Source organism: Citrobacter sp. MGH110, from assembly GCF_001037515.1.
Classification (GTDB): domain Bacteria; phylum Pseudomonadota; class Gammaproteobacteria; order Enterobacterales; family Enterobacteriaceae; genus Citrobacter; species Citrobacter portucalensis.
Window position 1 is genome coordinate 3,054,240 of record NZ_KQ089830.1, and the last position, 18,127, is coordinate 3,072,366.

At 55.0% G+C, this 18,127-nt stretch carries 17 protein-coding genes; 8 read left to right on the top strand and 9 right to left on the bottom strand.

Annotated elements, in window-relative coordinates; all coding sequences use genetic code 11:
- Positions 1-36: 36 nt before the first annotated feature.
- Both SK38_RS14400 and SK38_RS14405 read right to left on the bottom strand, forming a co-directional pair.
- Entirely contained in the window at positions 37-1,482 is a 1,446-nt protein-coding gene (locus SK38_RS14400) for a tagaturonate reductase (protein ID WP_048236184.1), read from the bottom strand.
- A gap of 13 nt (positions 1,483-1,495) precedes the next feature.
- Positions 1,496-2,518 (bottom strand): zinc-binding alcohol dehydrogenase family protein, encoded by a 1,023-nt coding sequence (locus tag SK38_RS14405; protein ID WP_048215005.1) that lies wholly within the window; start codon positions 2,516-2,518, stop codon positions 1,496-1,498.
- A 137-nt stretch (positions 2,519-2,655) separates the two neighbouring features.
- Here SK38_RS14405 and SK38_RS14410 point away from each other — a divergent pair, with 137 nt between their 5' ends.
- From SK38_RS14410 to SK38_RS14420, 3 genes are all read left to right on the top strand, one after another.
- Positions 2,656-3,570, top strand: coding sequence for a GntR family transcriptional regulator (locus SK38_RS14410; protein WP_048236185.1), 915 nt, complete (start codon positions 2,656-2,658; stop codon positions 3,568-3,570).
- Positions 3,571-3,783: 213 nt separating this feature from the next.
- Complete coding sequence (locus SK38_RS14415) at positions 3,784-5,145, top strand: MFS transporter (protein ID WP_048215007.1); 1,362 nt, start codon at positions 3,784-3,786, stop codon at positions 5,143-5,145.
- Between the two features lie 52 nt (positions 5,146-5,197).
- Positions 5,198-5,713 (top strand): GNAT family N-acetyltransferase, encoded by a 516-nt coding sequence (locus SK38_RS14420; protein WP_048236186.1) that lies wholly within the window; start codon positions 5,198-5,200, stop codon positions 5,711-5,713.
- A gap of 30 nt (positions 5,714-5,743) precedes the next feature.
- Here the strand turns inward: SK38_RS14420 and SK38_RS25020 are convergent, their stop codons facing one another.
- A complete protein-coding gene (locus SK38_RS25020; protein WP_156183260.1) occupies positions 5,744-6,091 on the bottom strand; it encodes a hypothetical protein in 348 nt (115 codons plus the stop codon).
- Positions 6,063-7,724 (bottom strand): methyl-accepting chemotaxis protein, encoded by a 1,662-nt coding sequence (gene tsr, locus SK38_RS14425; RefSeq protein ID WP_008786110.1) that lies wholly within the window; start codon positions 7,722-7,724, stop codon positions 6,063-6,065. Before tsr ends, SK38_RS25020 begins: the two co-directional genes overlap by 29 nt.
- Positions 7,725-8,088: 364 nt before the next feature.
- Here tsr and btsT point away from each other — a divergent pair, with 364 nt between their 5' ends.
- The 3 genes from btsT to yjiA all read left to right on the top strand — a co-directional run bounded on the left by btsT (position 8,089) and on the right by yjiA (position 11,508).
- A complete protein-coding gene (gene btsT / locus SK38_RS14430) occupies positions 8,089-10,239 on the top strand; it encodes a pyruvate/proton symporter BtsT (protein WP_003830033.1) in 2,151 nt (716 codons plus the stop codon).
- A gap of 105 nt (positions 10,240-10,344) precedes the next feature.
- Positions 10,345-10,539 carry a YbdD/YjiX family protein gene (locus tag SK38_RS14435; RefSeq protein ID WP_003830038.1) on the top strand — a complete coding sequence of 65 codons (195 nt, stop codon included), beginning with the start codon at positions 10,345-10,347 and terminating at the stop codon, positions 10,537-10,539.
- Between the two features lie 12 nt (positions 10,540-10,551).
- Positions 10,552-11,508, top strand: a complete 957-nt coding sequence (yjiA, locus tag SK38_RS14440) for a GTPase (RefSeq protein WP_048236187.1) — start codon at positions 10,552-10,554, stop codon at positions 11,506-11,508.
- A gap of 103 nt (positions 11,509-11,611) precedes the next feature.
- On the opposite strand, the gene SK38_RS14445 is transcribed toward yjiA, so the two are convergent.
- The 4 genes from SK38_RS14445 to SK38_RS24135 form a co-directional block, all read right to left on the bottom strand.
- Entirely contained in the window at positions 11,612-12,676 is a 1,065-nt protein-coding gene (locus tag SK38_RS14445) for a DUF2955 domain-containing protein (protein ID WP_048215011.1), read from the bottom strand.
- Complete coding sequence (locus SK38_RS14450; protein ID WP_048236188.1) at positions 12,666-13,733, bottom strand: HlyD family secretion protein; 1,068 nt, start codon at positions 13,731-13,733, stop codon at positions 12,666-12,668. Before SK38_RS14450 ends, SK38_RS14445 begins: the two co-directional genes overlap by 11 nt.
- Positions 13,734-13,739: 6 nt before the next feature.
- Complete coding sequence (locus tag SK38_RS14455) at positions 13,740-14,204, bottom strand: MarR family winged helix-turn-helix transcriptional regulator (RefSeq protein ID WP_048236189.1); 465 nt, start codon at positions 14,202-14,204, stop codon at positions 13,740-13,742.
- 147 nt (positions 14,205-14,351) lie between these two features.
- Positions 14,352-14,516, bottom strand: coding sequence for a DUF1127 domain-containing protein (locus SK38_RS24135; RefSeq protein WP_003019180.1), 165 nt, complete (start codon positions 14,514-14,516; stop codon positions 14,352-14,354).
- A gap of 177 nt (positions 14,517-14,693) precedes the next feature.
- Between SK38_RS24135 and SK38_RS14460 the strand changes: the two genes are divergently transcribed.
- Entirely contained in the window at positions 14,694-16,106 is a 1,413-nt protein-coding gene (locus SK38_RS14460; RefSeq protein WP_048236190.1) for an aminotransferase-like domain-containing protein, read from the top strand.
- Between the two features lie 51 nt (positions 16,107-16,157).
- Here the strand turns inward: SK38_RS14460 and SK38_RS14465 are convergent, their stop codons facing one another.
- Positions 16,158-17,072 carry an Rpn family recombination-promoting nuclease/putative transposase gene (locus SK38_RS14465; RefSeq protein ID WP_048236191.1) on the bottom strand — a complete coding sequence of 305 codons (915 nt, stop codon included), beginning with the start codon at positions 17,070-17,072 and terminating at the stop codon, positions 16,158-16,160.
- Positions 17,073-17,302: 230 nt separating this feature from the next.
- Here SK38_RS14465 and SK38_RS14470 point away from each other — a divergent pair, with 230 nt between their 5' ends.
- Positions 17,303-18,118 (top strand): helix-turn-helix transcriptional regulator, encoded by an 816-nt coding sequence (locus SK38_RS14470; protein WP_048236192.1) that lies wholly within the window; start codon positions 17,303-17,305, stop codon positions 18,116-18,118.
- Positions 18,119-18,127: the final 9 nt, after the last annotated feature.

The window sequence follows — 18,127 nt, forward strand, 5'->3', positions numbered from 1 at the left end:
AGCGCCCAACACCACACCGGGCGCTGCATGGCAACCTTATTCCAGACCGTTCACCGCCTGGCGCATACCCTGCACCAGAATCATCTCCAGATTGGCCGTCACCTGCCCGGCAAGCCCAGGTAACAACGTCAAATCCTCTCCCCAGTGTGCCGCATCGCCAAGCACGGCATCCACCAGTTCACGCAACGTTAAATCGTTGCCAACTCGCGGCCACAGGCTGGCATAGAGGCTTACCCACTGCTCATCATCCTGTATCGGATAGCGTTCCCCGTCGCGCTCTGCACGATAAAACGCCAGCAGCGCAGCGAGGGCAAACGTTAACCGCACGGGCCAGCGCCCATTGTGCTGACCCGCCAGCAGCTGCGGCAAAATTCGGGTGCGGAATTTGGTCATCCCGTTAAGCGCAATGGAAAGCAACTGGTGGCGAATGTAGGGGTTCTGAAAACGCCCGCTCACCGCATCGGCAAATTCACGCAATTCGTCCGCCGGGAGATCCAACACCGGAATAATCTCCTCACTAATCGCCCGCTCGACAAAGCGGCGGACATCAGCATCCTGCATCGCCTCGCCAACGGTCTCCAGCCCGCACAGCCACGCGACCGGCACCAGAGCCGTATGCGCACCATTGAGGATAGCGACCTTGCGCTCTTTGTACGGTTTGATATCGCTCACCACACGGATATTCAGCGGACACTGCGCCAGCTTCAGCTCCTCTGCCAGCCACTGCGGCCCCTGGATCACAAACAGGTAAAAATGCTCCGCGGTATCGAGAAACGCATCGTGATAGCCAAGCGTAGCCTCCAGCGTAGCGGCTTCTTCGCGCGGGTAGCCGGTGACAATGCGGTCGACCAGCGTGGAACAGAACGTGTTTGCCGTCTCCACCCAGTCGGCAAATGCCGGAGGAAGCTGCCACTCCTGCGCATACCGCAACACCAGCGTTTTGAGCGCCTCACCGTTATAGTCGATAAGCTCGCACGGGATAATTACCCAGCCCTTATCCACCGCGCCCGCAAAGTGGTTAAAACGCTCCAGCAGCAGGCGTGTCAGCTTGGCCGGAAAACTCACCGGCGGCTCATCATCCACACGGTCAGCTGCGTGATAGCTAATTCCGGCTTCGGTGGTATTCGAAAACACAAAACGGATGTCCGCATTGTGCGCCAGCGCCAGATACGCCGCGAAATCCTGATACGGGTTGATTTCGTTATTCACCGAACGGATAAGCCGTGCCTCACTCACTGCCTCACCCTGCTCGTTTAGCCCGCGAATAAGCGTGGTATACAGCCCGTCCTGGGTATTCAGCGACGGCGGAAAATCGGTATTGATCGGGCGAACGATGGTCACGCCAGCGTTCAGATCGGTTTGCTCGTTGAGGATATCCAGTTGCCAGTCAACAAACGCCCGCAGGAAGTTACCTTCACCAAACTGGATCACGCGCGTTGGGTAGCTGGCCCCCGGAAAATCACGTCGATTCAATGTCTTCATCGCATTTCCCCTCTCAGAACGTGATCACGCCTTTAATCAGTTCACGATTGTTAATCACATCCCGTTCGTAGATTTCTGCCAGTGTGGCAAACGCGTAACGGTGCGTGAGCATCATGTCGGCGGTAAGTTTGCCTTCCGACATCAAACGGCCCACTTTGGCGAAATCTTCCGGCGTGGCGTTGCGGCTGCCCATCATGGTGGTCTCTTTCTTGTGGAACTCAGGGTCAGAGAACTGCAAATCGCCTTTGAACAGCCCAACGAAAACGATGCTGCCGCCATGACGAATCAGATTCACCGTGTTGTTCATCGCATGCTGATTCCCCGTGGCATCAATAACCTTTTGCGCCAACGAACCGCCAAACTGGTCACGCAACTGCGTATCAAAATCTTCAGCGGATGGGTCGATAACCGGGAGTCCCAACCGGGAAGACACGTGCTCCCGGCGTGCTGGACTGGTATCGGCGACCACCACCTGTGCGCCATCGGCTTTGGCAATCGCTGCCGCCCCCAGACCAATCGGACCCGCGCCGACCACCAGCACCTGCTCACCCGGAGCCACCGCCGCCCGGCGTACCGCATGCGCGCTGATGGCGTAAGGCTCAATCAGCGCCGCCGCCTGCGGGTCAATCCCCTGCGCGTCCAACAGGTTGGTCACCGGAACGGACAAATATTCACTGAAACCGCCATCCTGGTGCACGCCAATCACTGAAATCTTCTCGCAGCAGTTGGTGCGCCCGCTCAGGCATGCCGGACACTGCTGGCAGGCCACGTAAGGAATAACCGCCACCTGCTGACCATTTTTCAGATTCTGTATATTCTTACCCAGACCGACAATTTCCCCACATATTTCATGCCCTAATACACGCGGGTAGCTGAAAAAAGGTTGATTGCCACCCCAGGCATGAATATCAGTACCACAAATTCCTACCGACTTAATTTTAATTAATGCTTCACCCTCACCCGGAATAGGTATTTCGCGCTCTTTCCAGACTAATTTTTTAGGTTCCTGGCAAATCAACGTATTCATCGTAGACATGATTCTGCTCTCCTGTTTTTTTGTTGCCTCAGATATCAACGAAAATAAAAAGGACGGAGAAAGCAGAAACACAATCTGTGAATTCCAGCGCATAAAAATGTTTTAAATCGGGTTTTAATAGATAAAAAGGAGAAGCCATGAGCCGTTCGCAGAACTTACGCCACAATGTGATTAACCAGATAATCGATGATATGGCGCGTGGTCATATCCCTTCCCCACTCCCCTCACAAAGCGCACTGGCGGAGATGTACAACATCAGCCGCACCACCGTGCGCCATATGCTGAGCCACTTAGGCGAGTGCGGCGTGCTGACCCAGGTCGGCAGCCACTATGTCATCGTGCGAAAACCCGACCATGACGACGGTTTTGCCTGCACCACCGCCTCCATGACCGAGCAAAACCGGATTTTTGAGCAGGCGTTTTTCACCATGATCAACCAGCGACAGCTGCGTGCAGGCGAGAGCTTCTCCGAACTGCAGCTTGCCAGAGCCGCAGGCGTCAGCCCGGTGGTAGTGCGGGAATATCTTTTAAAATTCGAGCGTTACAACCTGATTAAAAACGAAAAACGCGGTCAGTGGAGCATGAAGCAATTCGATCAGGCCTATGCTGAACAGCTGTTTGAACTCAGAGAGATGCTGGAAACGCATTCTCTGCAGCATTTCCTCAATCTGCCCGATGATGACCCGCGTTGGTTGCAGGCTAAAACGCTGCTGGAGCGCCATCGGATCCTGCGCGACAGCATCGGCAGCAGCTTTCGCATGTTCTCGCAGTTAGATCGTGAGTTCCATGCTTTGCTACTCTCTGCTGCCGATAATGTATTTTTTAATCAATCACTTGAAATCATTTCCGTGATTTTCCACTTCCACTATCAGTGGGATGAGAGCGACCTCAAGCAGCGTAACATCATTGCCATTGATGAGCATATGACCATCCTCAGCGCGCTGATCTGTCGCAGCGACCTGGATGCCACCCTGGCGCTCTGTAACCATTTGAATTCAGCCAAACAATCGATGATTCGCTCCATCAACCAGGATCGTACCGTCGCGCATTAAGTACCGATAAAAAACAGTAAATCATTACCGGGAGCACGATTTTATAAAAATAAAAACGCCTGAAAAATACCTCTTGCCTATGCTCACGCTAAGTCGACTGCATTAAAAACTTTTGTGAGCGGTGATGAGCAAATTGATTCATCACTGGTATTTTTTCAATACTGCACAGTCCTGCTGTGTGAAAAATAAATTATTGAGGTTCAGGAGTCCGGCGTGGAAAAAAATAATATTACCCTCGACCCAAGTTCTTCGTTTGGCACGTCGTCATCTGCGGATATTAATGTTCCGCCTGAGGGCATGGTGCAACGCAGTAGCCGAATTAAACGTATCCAGACCACAGCAATGATTTTATTATTTTTTGCTGCGGTGATTAATTACCTCGACCGCAGCTCACTGTCTGTCGCCAACTTAACGATTCGTGAAGAACTGGGGCTGAGCGCCACGCAAATCGGCGTGCTGCTGTCGGTATTCTCTCTCGCTTACGGTATTGCGCAACTGCCCTGCGGCCCGCTGCTGGATCGCAAAGGTCCGCGCATTATGCTGGGATTGGGGATGTTCTTCTGGTCGCTGTTTCAGGCGCTGTCCGGCATGGTGCACAGCTTCACCCAGTTTGTGTTGGTGCGTATCGGGATGGGGATTGGCGAAGCGCCAATGAACCCGTGCGGCGTAAAGGTCATCAACGACTGGTTTAACATCAAAGAGCGCGGCCGCCCGATGGGATTATTCAACGCCGCCTCCACCATCGGGGTTGCCATTAGCCCGCCGATTCTGGCTGCCATGATGCTGGTAATGGGCTGGCGCTGGATGTTCATCACCATTGGCGTGCTGGGTATTTTCCTCGCCATCGGCTGGTACATGCTGTATCGCAACCGCGAGCAAATTGAGCTGAGCGCCACGGAACAAGCGTACCTGAACGCCGGTAGCGTCAATGCCCGCCGCGATCCGCTGAGCTTTGCCGAATGGCGCAGCCTGTTCCGCAACCGTACCATGTGGGGCATGATGCTGGGCTTTAGCGGCATCAACTACACTGCATGGTTATACCTGGCCTGGCTGCCGGGCTACCTGCAAACCTCCTACAACCTGGATTTAAAAAGCACCGGATTAATGGCGGCGATCCCGTTCCTGTTTGGCGCAGCCGGCATGCTGATTAACGGTTTTGTCACCGACTGGCTGGTGAAAGGCGGTATGGCACCGATTAAGAGCCGTAAGATTTGTATTATCGCCGGGATGTTCTGCTCCGCAGCCTTCACCTTCGTCGTGCCGCAGGCCACAACGTCAATGACCGCCGTGTTACTGATCGGTATGGCGCTGTTCTGTATCCACTTCGCAGGTACCTCGTGCTGGGGTCTGATCCACGTCGCCGTCGCCTCACGTATGACCGCTTCCGTGGGTAGTATCCAGAACTTTGCCAGCTTTATCTGCGCCTCGTTCGCACCGATCGTCACCGGTTTTATTGTTGATACCACCAACTCTTTCCGCCTGGCGCTGATCATCTGCGGCTGCGTCACCATGGTGGGTGCCCTCGCCTACATCTTCCTGGTTCGCCAACCCATCAGCGATCCGCGTAAAGATTAATCCTCCAGATGCCCGATAACACCACGTTTATCGGGCATGTTATGCTCCTCGTATGAACATCACCTTGCGCGCCACTACTCTGGCAGACACTGCCGCTCTTCCCGCCATCGAACGATCTGCGGGGCAACGTTTTTTACGCATCCCCGAACTGGCGTGGATTGCTGAAGACCAGATGTTATCCGCTGCTCAGCATCAGGCTTTTGCCGCCGCTGGCATGAGCTGGCTGGCGCAGGTCGATGCGCTTCCGGTCGGTTTTTTGGTTGCCGAAACGCTGGGGTCATCGCTGTTTATTGCTGAACTGTCGCTGCATCTGGAGTGGCAGGGAAAAGGAATTGGCCGCAGATTGATTGAGTATGTTGCCGAACAGGCGCACGCGAAAGGTTATACGTCGCTCACGCTGACCACCTTCCGCGATGTGCCGTGGAATGCGCCATGGTACGCGCGACTGGGATTTGAAATGCTGGCTGACGAGACGCTACCTGCAAAGTTGCGCCAGAAAAGAGAAGAGGAAGCGGCGCATGGACTGGCATTTGAATCGCGCTGCGCCATGCGCCTGATGTTGCGCTAATTGCCCGATGGCGGCTACGCCTTATCGGGCCTACGTAACATTTCCGGTAACCACGTATCTTTCCCGTAGGCCGGATAAGCGATAGCGCCATCCGGCAACCACGTAACTTTCCCCGTAGGCCGGATAAGCGACAGCGCCATCCGGCAACCACGTATCTTTCCCCGTAGGCCGGATAAGCGACAGCGCCATCCGGCAACCACGTAACTTTCCCCGTAGGCCGGATAAGCGACAGCGCCATCCGGCAACCACGTAACTTTCCCCGTAGGCCGGATAAGCGACAGCGCCATCCGGCAACCACGTAACTTTCCCGTAGGCCGGATAAGCGATAGCGCCATCCGGCATCACAGGCTTAGAACGTTTCCCAGTTATCCCCGGCATCCGTTACCGCGGCTTTGCGCGGCTGGACCGTTGAAACCGGTTTAGCGGCCGCAACGTCACGCGCGCGCTGTTGGTCATGCTGAATACGGAACACGGCAACGGCCTGAGTCAGGCGGCTGGCCTGCTCTTCCAGCGCCGCAGCGGCGGCGGCGGATTCTTCCACCAGCGAGGCGTTCTGCTGCGTCACGCGATCCATCTCGGCAACGGCCAGACCCACCTGGTCAATACCGCGGCTCTGTTCATCAGAAGCAGAGGCGATTTCACCCATGATATCAGTCACGCGGGTTACCGCATTGACGATCTCATCCATGGTTTCACCGGCGCTTTCTACCAGGGTTGAACCGACATCCACTCGGCTGACCGAGTCTTCAATCAGGCTCTTGATCTCGCGCGCGGCCTGCGCACTACGCTGGGCCAGGTTACGCACTTCACCCGCAACCACCGCAAATCCACGGCCCTGCTCACCCGCACGTGCTGCTTCTACCGCGGCGTTGAGCGCCAGAATGTTAGTCTGGAAGGCAATGCCGTCGATGACGCTGATAATGTCGGCGATTTTCTGCGAACTGGACGCGATGTCACGCATGGTTTGCACCACGTTATCCACCACTTTGCCGCCTTTCTGCGCGGTTTCAGAAGCACTCAGCGCCAGATGGCTGGCCTGACGCGCGTTTTCGGCGTTCTGCTTCACGGTCGCCGTCAGCTGTTCCATGCTGGCTGCGGTTTCTTCCAGAGATGCAGCCTGCTGCTCGGTACGCGAGGAGAGATCGTTATTGCCCATCGCAATCTCGCTGGCCCCACTGTAAATCGCGTTGGCACCGTTACGCACGTCACCCACGGTATTCATCAGCTCACCCTGCATATGGCGCAGGCTTTCCGCCAGTTGCCCAATCTCGTTGGACCCTTCCACTTCAATACGTTTCACCAGGTCACCGCTGGCGATATGACGAATGCTGTCGATCAGACGGTTCATTGGAGAGATAAGGGTCAGCTTGATACCAAACCACACCGCAATAATCGCCGCCAGTACGGTAATCAGCACACAAACCAACACCCACATCGCCTGGCTGTAAGAGCTGTTGTTATCTGCCACCGCGATGTCATACAGGCGATCGTTCTGCTGCATGTAGTTGATATATTGCTTCTCAAAACCATCCTGATAGCTCTGTGTCGGTTGATCAAAGAATGCGTTGATCTTCCCGTCACCCAGTAACTGGATCAGCTCCGCCAGCGCACCATGATAGATGTCATAGGTGCGGTTAATCTCCTGGAAAGCGGCTTCGCTTTGGCGCGGATCGCGCGGGAGCGACTCGTAAATCGCCCAGTTTTTTTCCGTCAGTTTCAGCGCCGTACTCGCCACCTGCATCAGCTCGGCAACGGTCGCGCCGCTGCCGATATTGCTCTGATCCATCATGTAGCGAATGCCTGCCCGGTTCAGGGTGTTACGCGTTTGCAGCAGCTCAACCCAGGTGGCGTTCAGCGCAGACTGTTGCTGGCGAATGGTTTGCAGAACGGTAAAGTTCTCTTTGTCATTCTTAAGTGAGTTAAAAAACAAGCCGCCCGAGGCGAGCTGTAAAAGGCCAAATAGCGCCAATACCAGCAGTAAGCTGGTAACAATCTTCATTCGTTTTAACATGTTTTCTCTTTCCGCTAGACAGATGTCAGAATTTTCGGCCTGGAAAGGGAAAACTTTATGAAATTTGTGCTAGTTGAATCGATCTCAGCATCGACGATTCGTCGATCCACGCCGTCTGCCAAAGCGCTAAGCGGGTTTATTAGTGATCTCAATCACATAAATTTCCCCGTTCCCCCCGCAGTTTACCACTCACTGACACTTGAGACCGCTTAAGCTGACATACAACCGCTCACTTATTTACCTTACTTTACGCGCGTAATTCTCTGGCAAGATCCCCCCAACATAGCAGTCAATTTACCTCCTCAAACACAAGATCAAACCCACGCGGCTTCGGCCAATTATTAATTAGATACCAGGTTTTACTATGGATACGAAAAAGATATTCAAGCACATACCCTGGGTGATTCTCGGAATCATCGGTGCATTCTGCCTCTCGGTAGTGGCATTACGTCGGGGTGAACACATTAGTGCCCTGTGGATCGTGGTCGCCTCAGTTTCTGTTTATCTGGTGGCCTATCGTTACTACAGCCTGTACATCGCCCAAAAGGTGATGAAACTTGACCCAACGCGTGCTACGCCGGCGGTCATCAACAATGACGGTCTGAACTACGTTCCAACCAACCGTAACGTCTTGTTTGGTCACCACTTTGCCGCTATCGCAGGTGCAGGTCCGCTGGTTGGGCCGGTATTGGCTGCGCAGATGGGCTACCTGCCTGGTACGCTGTGGCTGCTGGCAGGCGTCGTGCTGGCCGGTGCGGTGCAGGACTTCATGGTGCTGTTTATCTCTTCCCGCCGTAACGGTGCATCTCTGGGTGAGATGATCAAAGAAGAGATGGGCCCGATACCGGGAACCATTGCGCTGTTCGGCTGCTTCTTAATCATGATCATCATCCTCGCAGTACTGGCGTTGATCGTAGTGAAAGCACTGGCAGAAAGCCCGTGGGGTGTGTTCACCGTCTGCTCAACCGTACCTATCGCGTTGTTCATGGGGATCTACATGCGATTCCTGCGACCGGGACGCGTGGGCGAAGTGTCGGTGATTGGTATTGTGCTGCTGGTTGCCTCTATCTACTTCGGCGGCGTGATTGCGCACGACCCGTACTGGGGCCCGGCGCTGACCTTTAAAGACACCACCATTACCTTTACCCTGATCGGCTACGCATTTATCTCTGCGCTGCTGCCGGTATGGCTGATCCTCGCCCCGCGCGACTATCTGGCTACCTTCCTGAAAATCGGCGTTATCGTCGGTCTGGCGGTGGGGATTGTTATCCTCAACCCGGAACTGAAAATGCCGGCAATGACGCAGTACGTTGATGGTACTGGCCCGCTGTGGAAAGGCGCTCTGTTCCCGTTCCTGTTCATCACCATCGCGTGTGGTGCGGTATCTGGCTTCCACGCGCTGATTGCTTCCGGTACCACACCGAAGCTGCTGGCCTGTGAAACCGATGCGCGTTTTATCGGTTACGGCGCAATGCTGATGGAATCCTTCGTCGCAATTATGGCGCTGGTTGCCGCGTCTATCATCGAACCAGGTCTGTACTTCGCGATGAACACCCCGCCTGCGGGCCTTGGCATCACCATGCCGAACCTGCATGAAATGAGCGGCGAAAACGCACCGCTGATTATGGCGCAGTTGAAAGACGTCACCGCACATGCGGCAGCGACCGTCAGCTCCTGGGGCTTCGTCATTTCGCCTGAGCAGATCCTGCAAACCGCGAAAGACATCGGTGAACCGTCCGTTCTGAACCGCGCAGGTGGCGCACCGACGCTGGCTGTTGGTATCGCTCACGTGTTCCACAAAGTGCTGCCGATGGCTGATATGGGCTTCTGGTACCACTTCGGTATTCTGTTCGAAGCGCTGTTCATCCTGACCGCACTGGATGCCGGTACTCGTTCTGGCCGCTTTATGCTGCAGGATTTACTGGGTAACTTCGTGCCGTTCCTGAAGAAAACCGACTCCCTGGTTGCGGGTATCATCGGTACTGCGGGCTGCGTAGGTCTGTGGGGTTACCTGCTGTATCAAGGCGTTGTTGACCCGCTGGGCGGCGTTAAGAGCCTGTGGCCGCTGTTCGGTATCTCTAACCAGATGCTGGCTGCCGTGGCACTGGTTCTCGGCACCGTGGTACTGGTTAAAATGCAGCGCACCAAATACATCTGGGTTACCGTTGTTCCGGCAGTATGGCTGCTTATCTGCACCACCTGGGCGCTGGGTCTGAAACTGTTCAGCACCAACCCGCAGATGGAAGGCTTCTTCTTCATGGCGAATCAGTACAAAGAGAAGATTGCTAACGGCGGCGAACTGACCGCTCAGCAGATTGCCAACATGAACCACATCGTCGTCAACAACTACACCAACGCAGGTCTGAGTATTCTGTTCCTGGTGGTGGTGTACAGCATCATCTTCTACGGGTTCCGTACCTGGCAGAAAGCCCGCGCCATCAACGGTCGCTCTGATAAAGAGACACCGTATGTACCGGTGCCGGAAGGCGGCGTGAAGACCTCTTCACACCACTAACCTGAAGCCGGGTGGCGCACAGCGCTCCCGGCCTACAAAGTAAGTTAACGTAGGCCGGATCAGGCGCAAGCCGCCATCCGGCTTTATTCATTAACAGGGCGTTCCATGTTTGGTACTTTAGGTCAGGCAAAAAAATATCTCGGTCAGGCGGCGAAGATGCTGATTGGCATTCCGGACTACGACAACTACGTCGAGCACATGAAGACCAACCATCCCGATAAGCCGTACATGACCTACGAAGAATTCTTCCGCGAGCGCCAGGAAGCCCGCTACGGTAGCGGCGGAAGCAGTTGCTGTTAGAAGGAGAAGTGAATGACCCCGATTGCAGTTACCCTACTCACCGGTTTTCTTGGCGCGGGTAAAACCACCCTGCTGCGCCATATTCTCAACGAGCAGCACGGTTACAAGATTGCCGTTATCGAAAACGAATTCGGCGAAGTCTCGGTGGACGATCAGCTGATTGGCGATCGCGCCACGCAGATCAAAACCCTGACCAACGGCTGCATTTGCTGTACCCGCTCCAGTGAACTGGAAGACGCACTGTTAGACCTGCTCGACAACCTCGACAAAGGCACCATCAATTTCGACCGTCTGGTGATCGAGTGCACCGGCATGGCCGACCCCGGCCCGATTATTCAGACCTTTTTCTCCCATGAAGTGATTTGCGAACGCTACCTGCTGGACGGCGTAATTGCGCTGGTTGACGCGGTACATGCCGACGAGCAGATGAACCAGTTCACCATCGCCCAGTCGCAGGTAGGCTACGCAGACCGGATCCTGCTGACCAAAACCGACGTCGCAGGTGAAAGCGAAAAGCTTCGTGAACGCCTGGCGCGCATCAACGCCCGCGCCCCGGTGTATACCGTCACGCATGGCGACATCGACCTCTCCCTGCTGTTCGACACCAACGGTTTTATGCTGGAAGAGAACGTGGTCAGCGCCAAACCGCGCTTCCACTTTATTGCCGACAAGCAAAACGATATCTCCTCGATCGTCGTCGAGCTGGATTACCCGGTCAACATCAGCGACGTATCGCGAGTGATGGAAAACCTGCTGCTGGAATCCGCCGAGAAGCTGCTGCGCTACAAAGGTATGCTGTGGATTGAAGGTGAGCCAAACCGCCTGCTGTTCCAGGGCGTCCAGCGCCTGTACAGCGCCGACTGGGACCGCCCGTGGGGCGACGAAACACCGCACAGCCTGCTGGTGTTTATCGGCATTAACCTGCCGGAAGACGAGATCAGAGCTGCGTTTGCGGGATTGAAGAAGTAATCCCCTGCTGAATTGCCCGGTGGCGCTACGCTTACCGGGCATGGAAATAGCACTTCCCCGTAGGCCGGATAAGGCGCAGCCGCCATCCGGCACTTGCCCCCACTCACTCGGTAATCACAAACCGCGTCGCGGCAAAGCAGTTCAAAACCCGGTGCACCAGAAATACCATGGTGAGCGTTGCCACCAGCGCGACGGTGACGGAGGTGATGCGGTACAGATCGCTGAATACCAGGTCCTGATCCGGATGAAGGTTCTGGCCAAACATAATGCCGATAGTAGTGATACTGGCAAAACCCACGCCCGCGCCGACTTTTTCCATTACGTGCAGGCGGGCGCTGAACGCCAGCCCGAGGCCAATCAGCGGCATCATCAGCACCATATGGTTGCTGAAATCATAGATAAGCAGCTGTACCAGCAGAATATACAGGCAGGCCAGCACCACGCCGACCACGCGCCAAATCGAGCTGATCACCGCGCCGCGGTAGTGCATCGGAAACAGGATCAAAATGCCTGCCATCAGCGCCGACAGCGAATCACTCAAATCGCAGATCTGGAAGACCACAAAAATCATCGTCGCCACCGTGCCGGAAAGCAGCGATTCATGGCGCACCCGGGCGGCATCTTTCTCAATGCGCGGCGGTGGCTGGCGGGGTTCCACGTCCGGGATCAGATAATGCAGCAGCGCGCTCAGCGCCACCGCCATGACGCAGGCTTCCATATTGGAGAACATCAGCGTATGCCAGTTGGTGGTGGGATAGCTCATAAAGTTGAGCATCGTACTCTGGCACACCACGCCCATCGAACCGAGCAGAAACAGCGGTCCTTTGCTCATAAAACGAAAACGCATCACATACAGGCCGAACACCACCAGTGTCATAACCAGCGGCCACTGTGAAAGATAACCGACGATCAGCACCATTTCAACGCAGTTCACCGCCGCGCTGAACACGAACTGTGTTGCCACATGGCGGTTGAATACTGGCACCAGCGACAGCAGCATCAGCGGATAAACCACAAAGAACACGCCGTACTGCACGTTGTAGAAGGTCGAAATACTCAGCGCGATTGTCCCGGCAACGGAGATACGCAGGGTCTGGCGAAAATCATTGGCGGTGTAGACAATATTCCCGTGCGGCGTAAAGACGTGGGCCAGCGTGTTAATAGACATAGTGCAGCCAGCTGACGAGGTGGATCTGTGCCCCGGCAAAGGTGCGGGCGAACACGCCCTCGCTGTTATACAGCTGTACCGTGGCGCGCGCCCCGGTCGGTAACGGCGTGTCGAGCGGTTCGTTCAGCGCGACGTGAATGCGCATACGCTGGGCATCGCGCACCCAGCGGGTGGACTGTTCCGGCTGCGACAGCTGGCCGTTAACCTGCTCCTGACCCGCCAGAATACCGGCATCGCTGCTGGTGACGCGGGCAGAGAAAACCTTGCCCGGCAAGGCATCGAACACCACGGCGGCATCGGTATTCACGCGAGTGTGGCGCAGACTTTTCTCGCGAAAGTCGGCCACGATATCGGTCTGATGGCTGACCAGCGCCAGCAGCGGCGTGGCCGCGGTGGCGTAAAGCCCTGGGCTAAGCTGGAGATTACTCACCGTACCGTCGGTCTGGGCATATACTTTGCTCCAGCCGAGGTTCAGCTGCGCCTCTTCCAGCGTGTTACGGTATTTTTGCAGCGTTACGTTACGTTTGTCATCGAGCTCTCCGCGCTGGATCAGCAGGTTCTGAATACTGGCATTCAGCGCCGCCACCGACTGCTCGCTGGTTTGCCAGGCGGTACGCACCTTGTCGAGATCGGATTGCGACACGTTCTGCATGGCGCTCAGGCGCTGATAGCGGTCTAAGGTGGTCTTATCGTTGCGGGCGTTGAATTGCGCGGTGCGCAGGTTGGCACGGGCAGAGGCGATCTGCGCATCCAGCTGTTGGTTACTCAGCTTCGCCTGCTCAAGGGCAATTTGCGCAGCCTCGACCTTATTGATAAATGGCGTCGGATCCAGTTCGTACAGCAAATCGCCCTTCTTCACCTGGCTATTGTTATGCACATGCACCTGCGAGACGTAGCCGGAAACGCGTGAGGAAACGGGCGTTACCACACGCATCACCGTGGAGTCCGGCGTCAGCGGGATCCAGATATCGGCAACGATAAACCAGGCGAATATTACCAGGAAAGCGGCAATACTCACCCTTACCCAACGGGCAAATTTTTGTTCTGGGGTCATCATAGTTTTTTAGTGTTGATTGTCTTCTTCGCGGATTGTCCGCAAATTGCAGGCGAGTTGATTTAACGTCGTGCTAAAGGCGGCAAGCTCTGCTTCAGGAATGGTACAGGTGACGCGATGTTGGTATGTCTCAATCACCCGGTTAAGTTCTTCAAGCCTTGAGCGGCCTTGCGCGGTCAGCGTTAACAGTCGGATGCGTTTGTCATAAGGCGATGTGGAACGCAGCAGGTAGCCCTGCTTTTCCAGCTGCGAGAGGGTGCGCATCAGCGGCGGCAGTTCAATGCCCTGCATTTGTGCCAGTTCACTGACTGAGACGTTGTCTCCCAGTTGATACAGCTGCATCAGTACCGTCCAGCTTGACTGTGTCAAACCAGTATCGGTGATGGCGGCATCAATAATGGCCCGCCACTGGCGCACCACCATTGCCATGCGCATCCCCATCGGACGGCGGGCAAACAGTTCATCTTCAGTCATCTTACTTCCCCTCATCGCTGAAAAGAAAATAATACTTATCAGGATAAGTATCAAGAAACGGACTAACCAGAAGCATGAATTGATAAATATTGTGAATGTAAAAGAGGCCGGATGCGCTAACACCCGGCCTCGGTCGATAGAAAATAATTACTCCACCTGATCGCGTCGCAGCCCGACGTCCCGCAACCGCTCATCGCTCATCTGTTGCAATAGGCGCCGCGTTTGCGCTCGCAGCCGCCACGCCTTGTATGCCCGCCAGATCAGAACAAATCCAATAAACGGCTGTTTTGCTTTATTCTCGTGAAATTCCATACCTTGCCTCCCCACCTTGCCAGAGGCTTTATCTTCACGGATCTGGCCTAAAACAATACAGACTCACAAAGTACTTTTATTTAACATACAGATTGGTTAAAAAGAGTTCTGCATCGCTTTTTTCACGCCAATCTGTACTGATTTTTTAATCTGTATGGTACCCATGAGGGATACAGCATGACGCGTTACCAACATCTGGCCAATCTGCTGGCCGAACGCATTGAGCAGGGGCTGTATCGCCATGGCGAAAAACTGCCCTCGGTTCGCAGCCTGAGCCAGGAGCATGGGGTCAGCATCAGCACCGTCCAGCAGGCGTATCAGACGCTGGAACAGCGCCAGCTGATCACGCCCCAACCACGTTCCGGTTATTTTGTCGCGCCACAAAAAGCGCAGCCACCCGTGCCACCAATGTCGCGCCCGGTACAGCGTCCGGTCGAAATAACCCAGTGGGATCAGGTGCTGGATATGCTGGCAGGTCATGCGGACAAATCGATAATCCCGTTTAGCAGCGGCGTGCCCGATATTAATCAACCCAGCCTGAAGCCGCTGTGGCGCGAGCTCAGCCGCGTGGCACAACATAATCTGCGCGCGATACTGGGCTACGATGAAATCTCCGGATGCCGTGAACTGCGTCAGCAGATTGCGCGGCTGATGCTGGACGGCGGTTCGGTGGTCAATGCAGACGATATTGTGATCACCAGCGGCAGTCAGAGCGGAATGTCGCTGGCGCTGCTAACGGTTTGCCAGCCTGGCGATATTGTCGCCGTTGAATCACCAGCCTACTACGGCACGATGCAGCTACTGCGCGGCTTAGGGATCAAAGTTATTGAGATCCCAACCGATCCGGATACCGGGATCAGTGTTGAAGCGCTGGAGCTGGCGCTGGATCAGTGGCCGATCAAAGGTGTGCTGCTGGTTCCCAACTGCAACAACCCTCTCGGATTCATTATGCCGGATGCGCGTAAGCGGGCAGTGCTCGCCCTCGCCCAGCGCCACGACATCGTTATTTTTGAAGACGATGTGTATGGCGAACTGGCAACGGAGTACCCACGCCCGCGCACGATCCACTCCTGGGACAGCGATGGTCGGGTAATACTCTGCAGTTCGTTTACCAAATCCGTCGCCCCCGGACTGCGAGTGGGTTGGGTGGTGCCCGGTCGCTATTACAACAAGCTGCTGCACATGAAGTACGCCGTCATCGGCACTAACGTTCCCGCTACGCAACTGGCGGCGGCAACCTTTGTGCGCGAAGGTCATTATCATCGGCATATCCGGCGTATGCGCCAGATTTATCAGCGCAATATGGAGATCTACACCTGCTGGGTACGGGAATACTTCCCCTGCGGGATCTGCGTCACCCGACCGAAAGGCGGCTTTATGCTGTGGGTCGAGCTGCCGCTCCAGGTCGATATGGTCTGTGTCGCTAAGCAGCTCTGTCGCCTCAAAATCCAGGTTGCACCGGGTTCTCTGTTCTCCGCATCGGGGAAGTATCGCAACTGTGTGCGCATCAACTGCGCATTGCCGCCAAACGACAAGCATCGGGAAGTAATGCAGAAGCTCGGAGAGGCGGTAAAAACGGCAATAGAGTAGATCGAGCTGCCCGGCGCTTCCGGGCAGGCAATTAGGCAGTTTAAGCTATCTCTAATGGCTTAAACCCTGAATCTCTTCAGCGGAAAGTCGGGTGATTTTTTGTACCGTGCTGATATCGATGCCATCTGCCAGCATGGTGCGGGCAATACGCAGTGCCTCATCACGTCGCCCCTCTCGAAGCCCTTCCAGCCTGCCTTTTTGTAGTCCTGCCTCATGTAATCTGTCCGCGATCGTCATCAATTGCTCCTTGTGCTGCGGTGAACGTTCGGCAACCCCGCGAATAAACTCACTGAATCGAGGTGCATCGCCAGTTCGTAAAATATAATTAAACAGCGTCTTTATCTGGCTGTCATTAGTCAGTCCGGTAAGTAGCAGGGAAACAATTTGCTCGACCAATCCCATAAGATCGCGTTGACGGATATGTTTTTGGATTAACTCCAGCAGCGCCATACGTCGATGCTGCACAATTTCGTCATCCGGAATAACCGTAATATCCACCAGCGGAAACGCCGCAGCATACAGCTGACGAGCCAGCTTCGGGTTGGCAAACTCATCCAGCCAGCACAGCAAATAAGGGTACGGGCTTTTAGCGCCGTGATAAAACAGCATCGGCACCACCAGCGGCAACTGCTGATGCCCGGCATCTAAATGTTTCTGCATGGCCGCTACCGCATAGCGCATCAGTCTGAATGCCATATGCGCATCCGGTGTGCTTTGGTGTTCAATCACCACATAAATATATCCATCCCCATCCGTCGTTTTCACCGACCACAGCACATCGGAATAGTACGCACGTAAATTCTCTTCGATAAAACTGTCTGACTCGAGTTTAAGCGTCTGAAGATCGCAAAGCTCGCGCAGCGAAGCGGGAAGATGTATTTGTAGGAAATCCCGAGCGGTCTCAGGATGGCGCAAAAACGTTTTAAAAACCGCATCATGTGGTGTTGAAGCGGAAGCTTTGTTCATGGCGATCCTTCACCTGAAAATAAGATGCCATGACTGTAGCGCCGGAAAACCACATCCTCACCTGCAACTTTCTCTCTTTGCGAGACGATTTCCGGGATAACAACGCCCTTATGTAACGTCTACATTTGTCTGGAACACGTCATGCAGAATCACCATCTCAATGCGCATTCCCACTTTTTCACCACTCGGCCTGTGCTATAACAAATCATCACTTTCAGGGAGGACACGATGTGACGCATACCCGAGAAATTCCACAATCGTTCTGGCGTGATGAGCAGTTGCCGTGGCTGGAACTGCGCAGCACCTGGCAAAGCCAGCAGGCCTATAAGCGGCATCACCACTCTCAGCTCTCGATTGGGGCAATTCTCGAGGGGGAAACGTGCTGTCTGTGCGATGGCGAGGAATACCATCTGCAGGTGGGCGATCTGATTGTGATACCGCCGCTGGCACCTCACAGCTGTAATCCTGTTAACGGACAGTTTCGCAGCTATCATATGCTTTATCTTGATGCCCAGTGGTGTCTTGCTAATCTGCCTGCACAGAACACCCATCAGCGGCTTTGCACGCCTGCTCCCGTTATCCGCGATGCGCAATTATTCCAGCGTTATATGCACCTTGTGACGATCATGCCGCAACGCCAAACCGCGCAAATAACGGATGCCGCACAAGCATTGCTGCACACGCTGCCGTTGCAGTCGGTCACACCAGAAAACCTAAGCGCCACCAGCCAGTATCTGCGCGAACGGTTGCAGTCCAGCCTGCTCGCGCCGCCCTCACTCGATGAGCTGGCACATGAGTGTCATATGCGTAAAGAGACGCTGATCCGTACCTTTAAGCAGGACACCGGGCTGACGCCAGGAAGTTATCTGAACATCATACGGATTGACTATGCTCGCCAGCGGCTGCGGGCCGGAGACGAAATTGCCGATGTCGGCTACCAGAGCGGGTTTGCCGACCAGAGCCATTTCCATCGCACCTTTGTTCGCTACACCGCCGCCACACCGCGCCAGTACGCGTTGGGACGATCAATATCAGACAATAATTAGCGCTGCGTC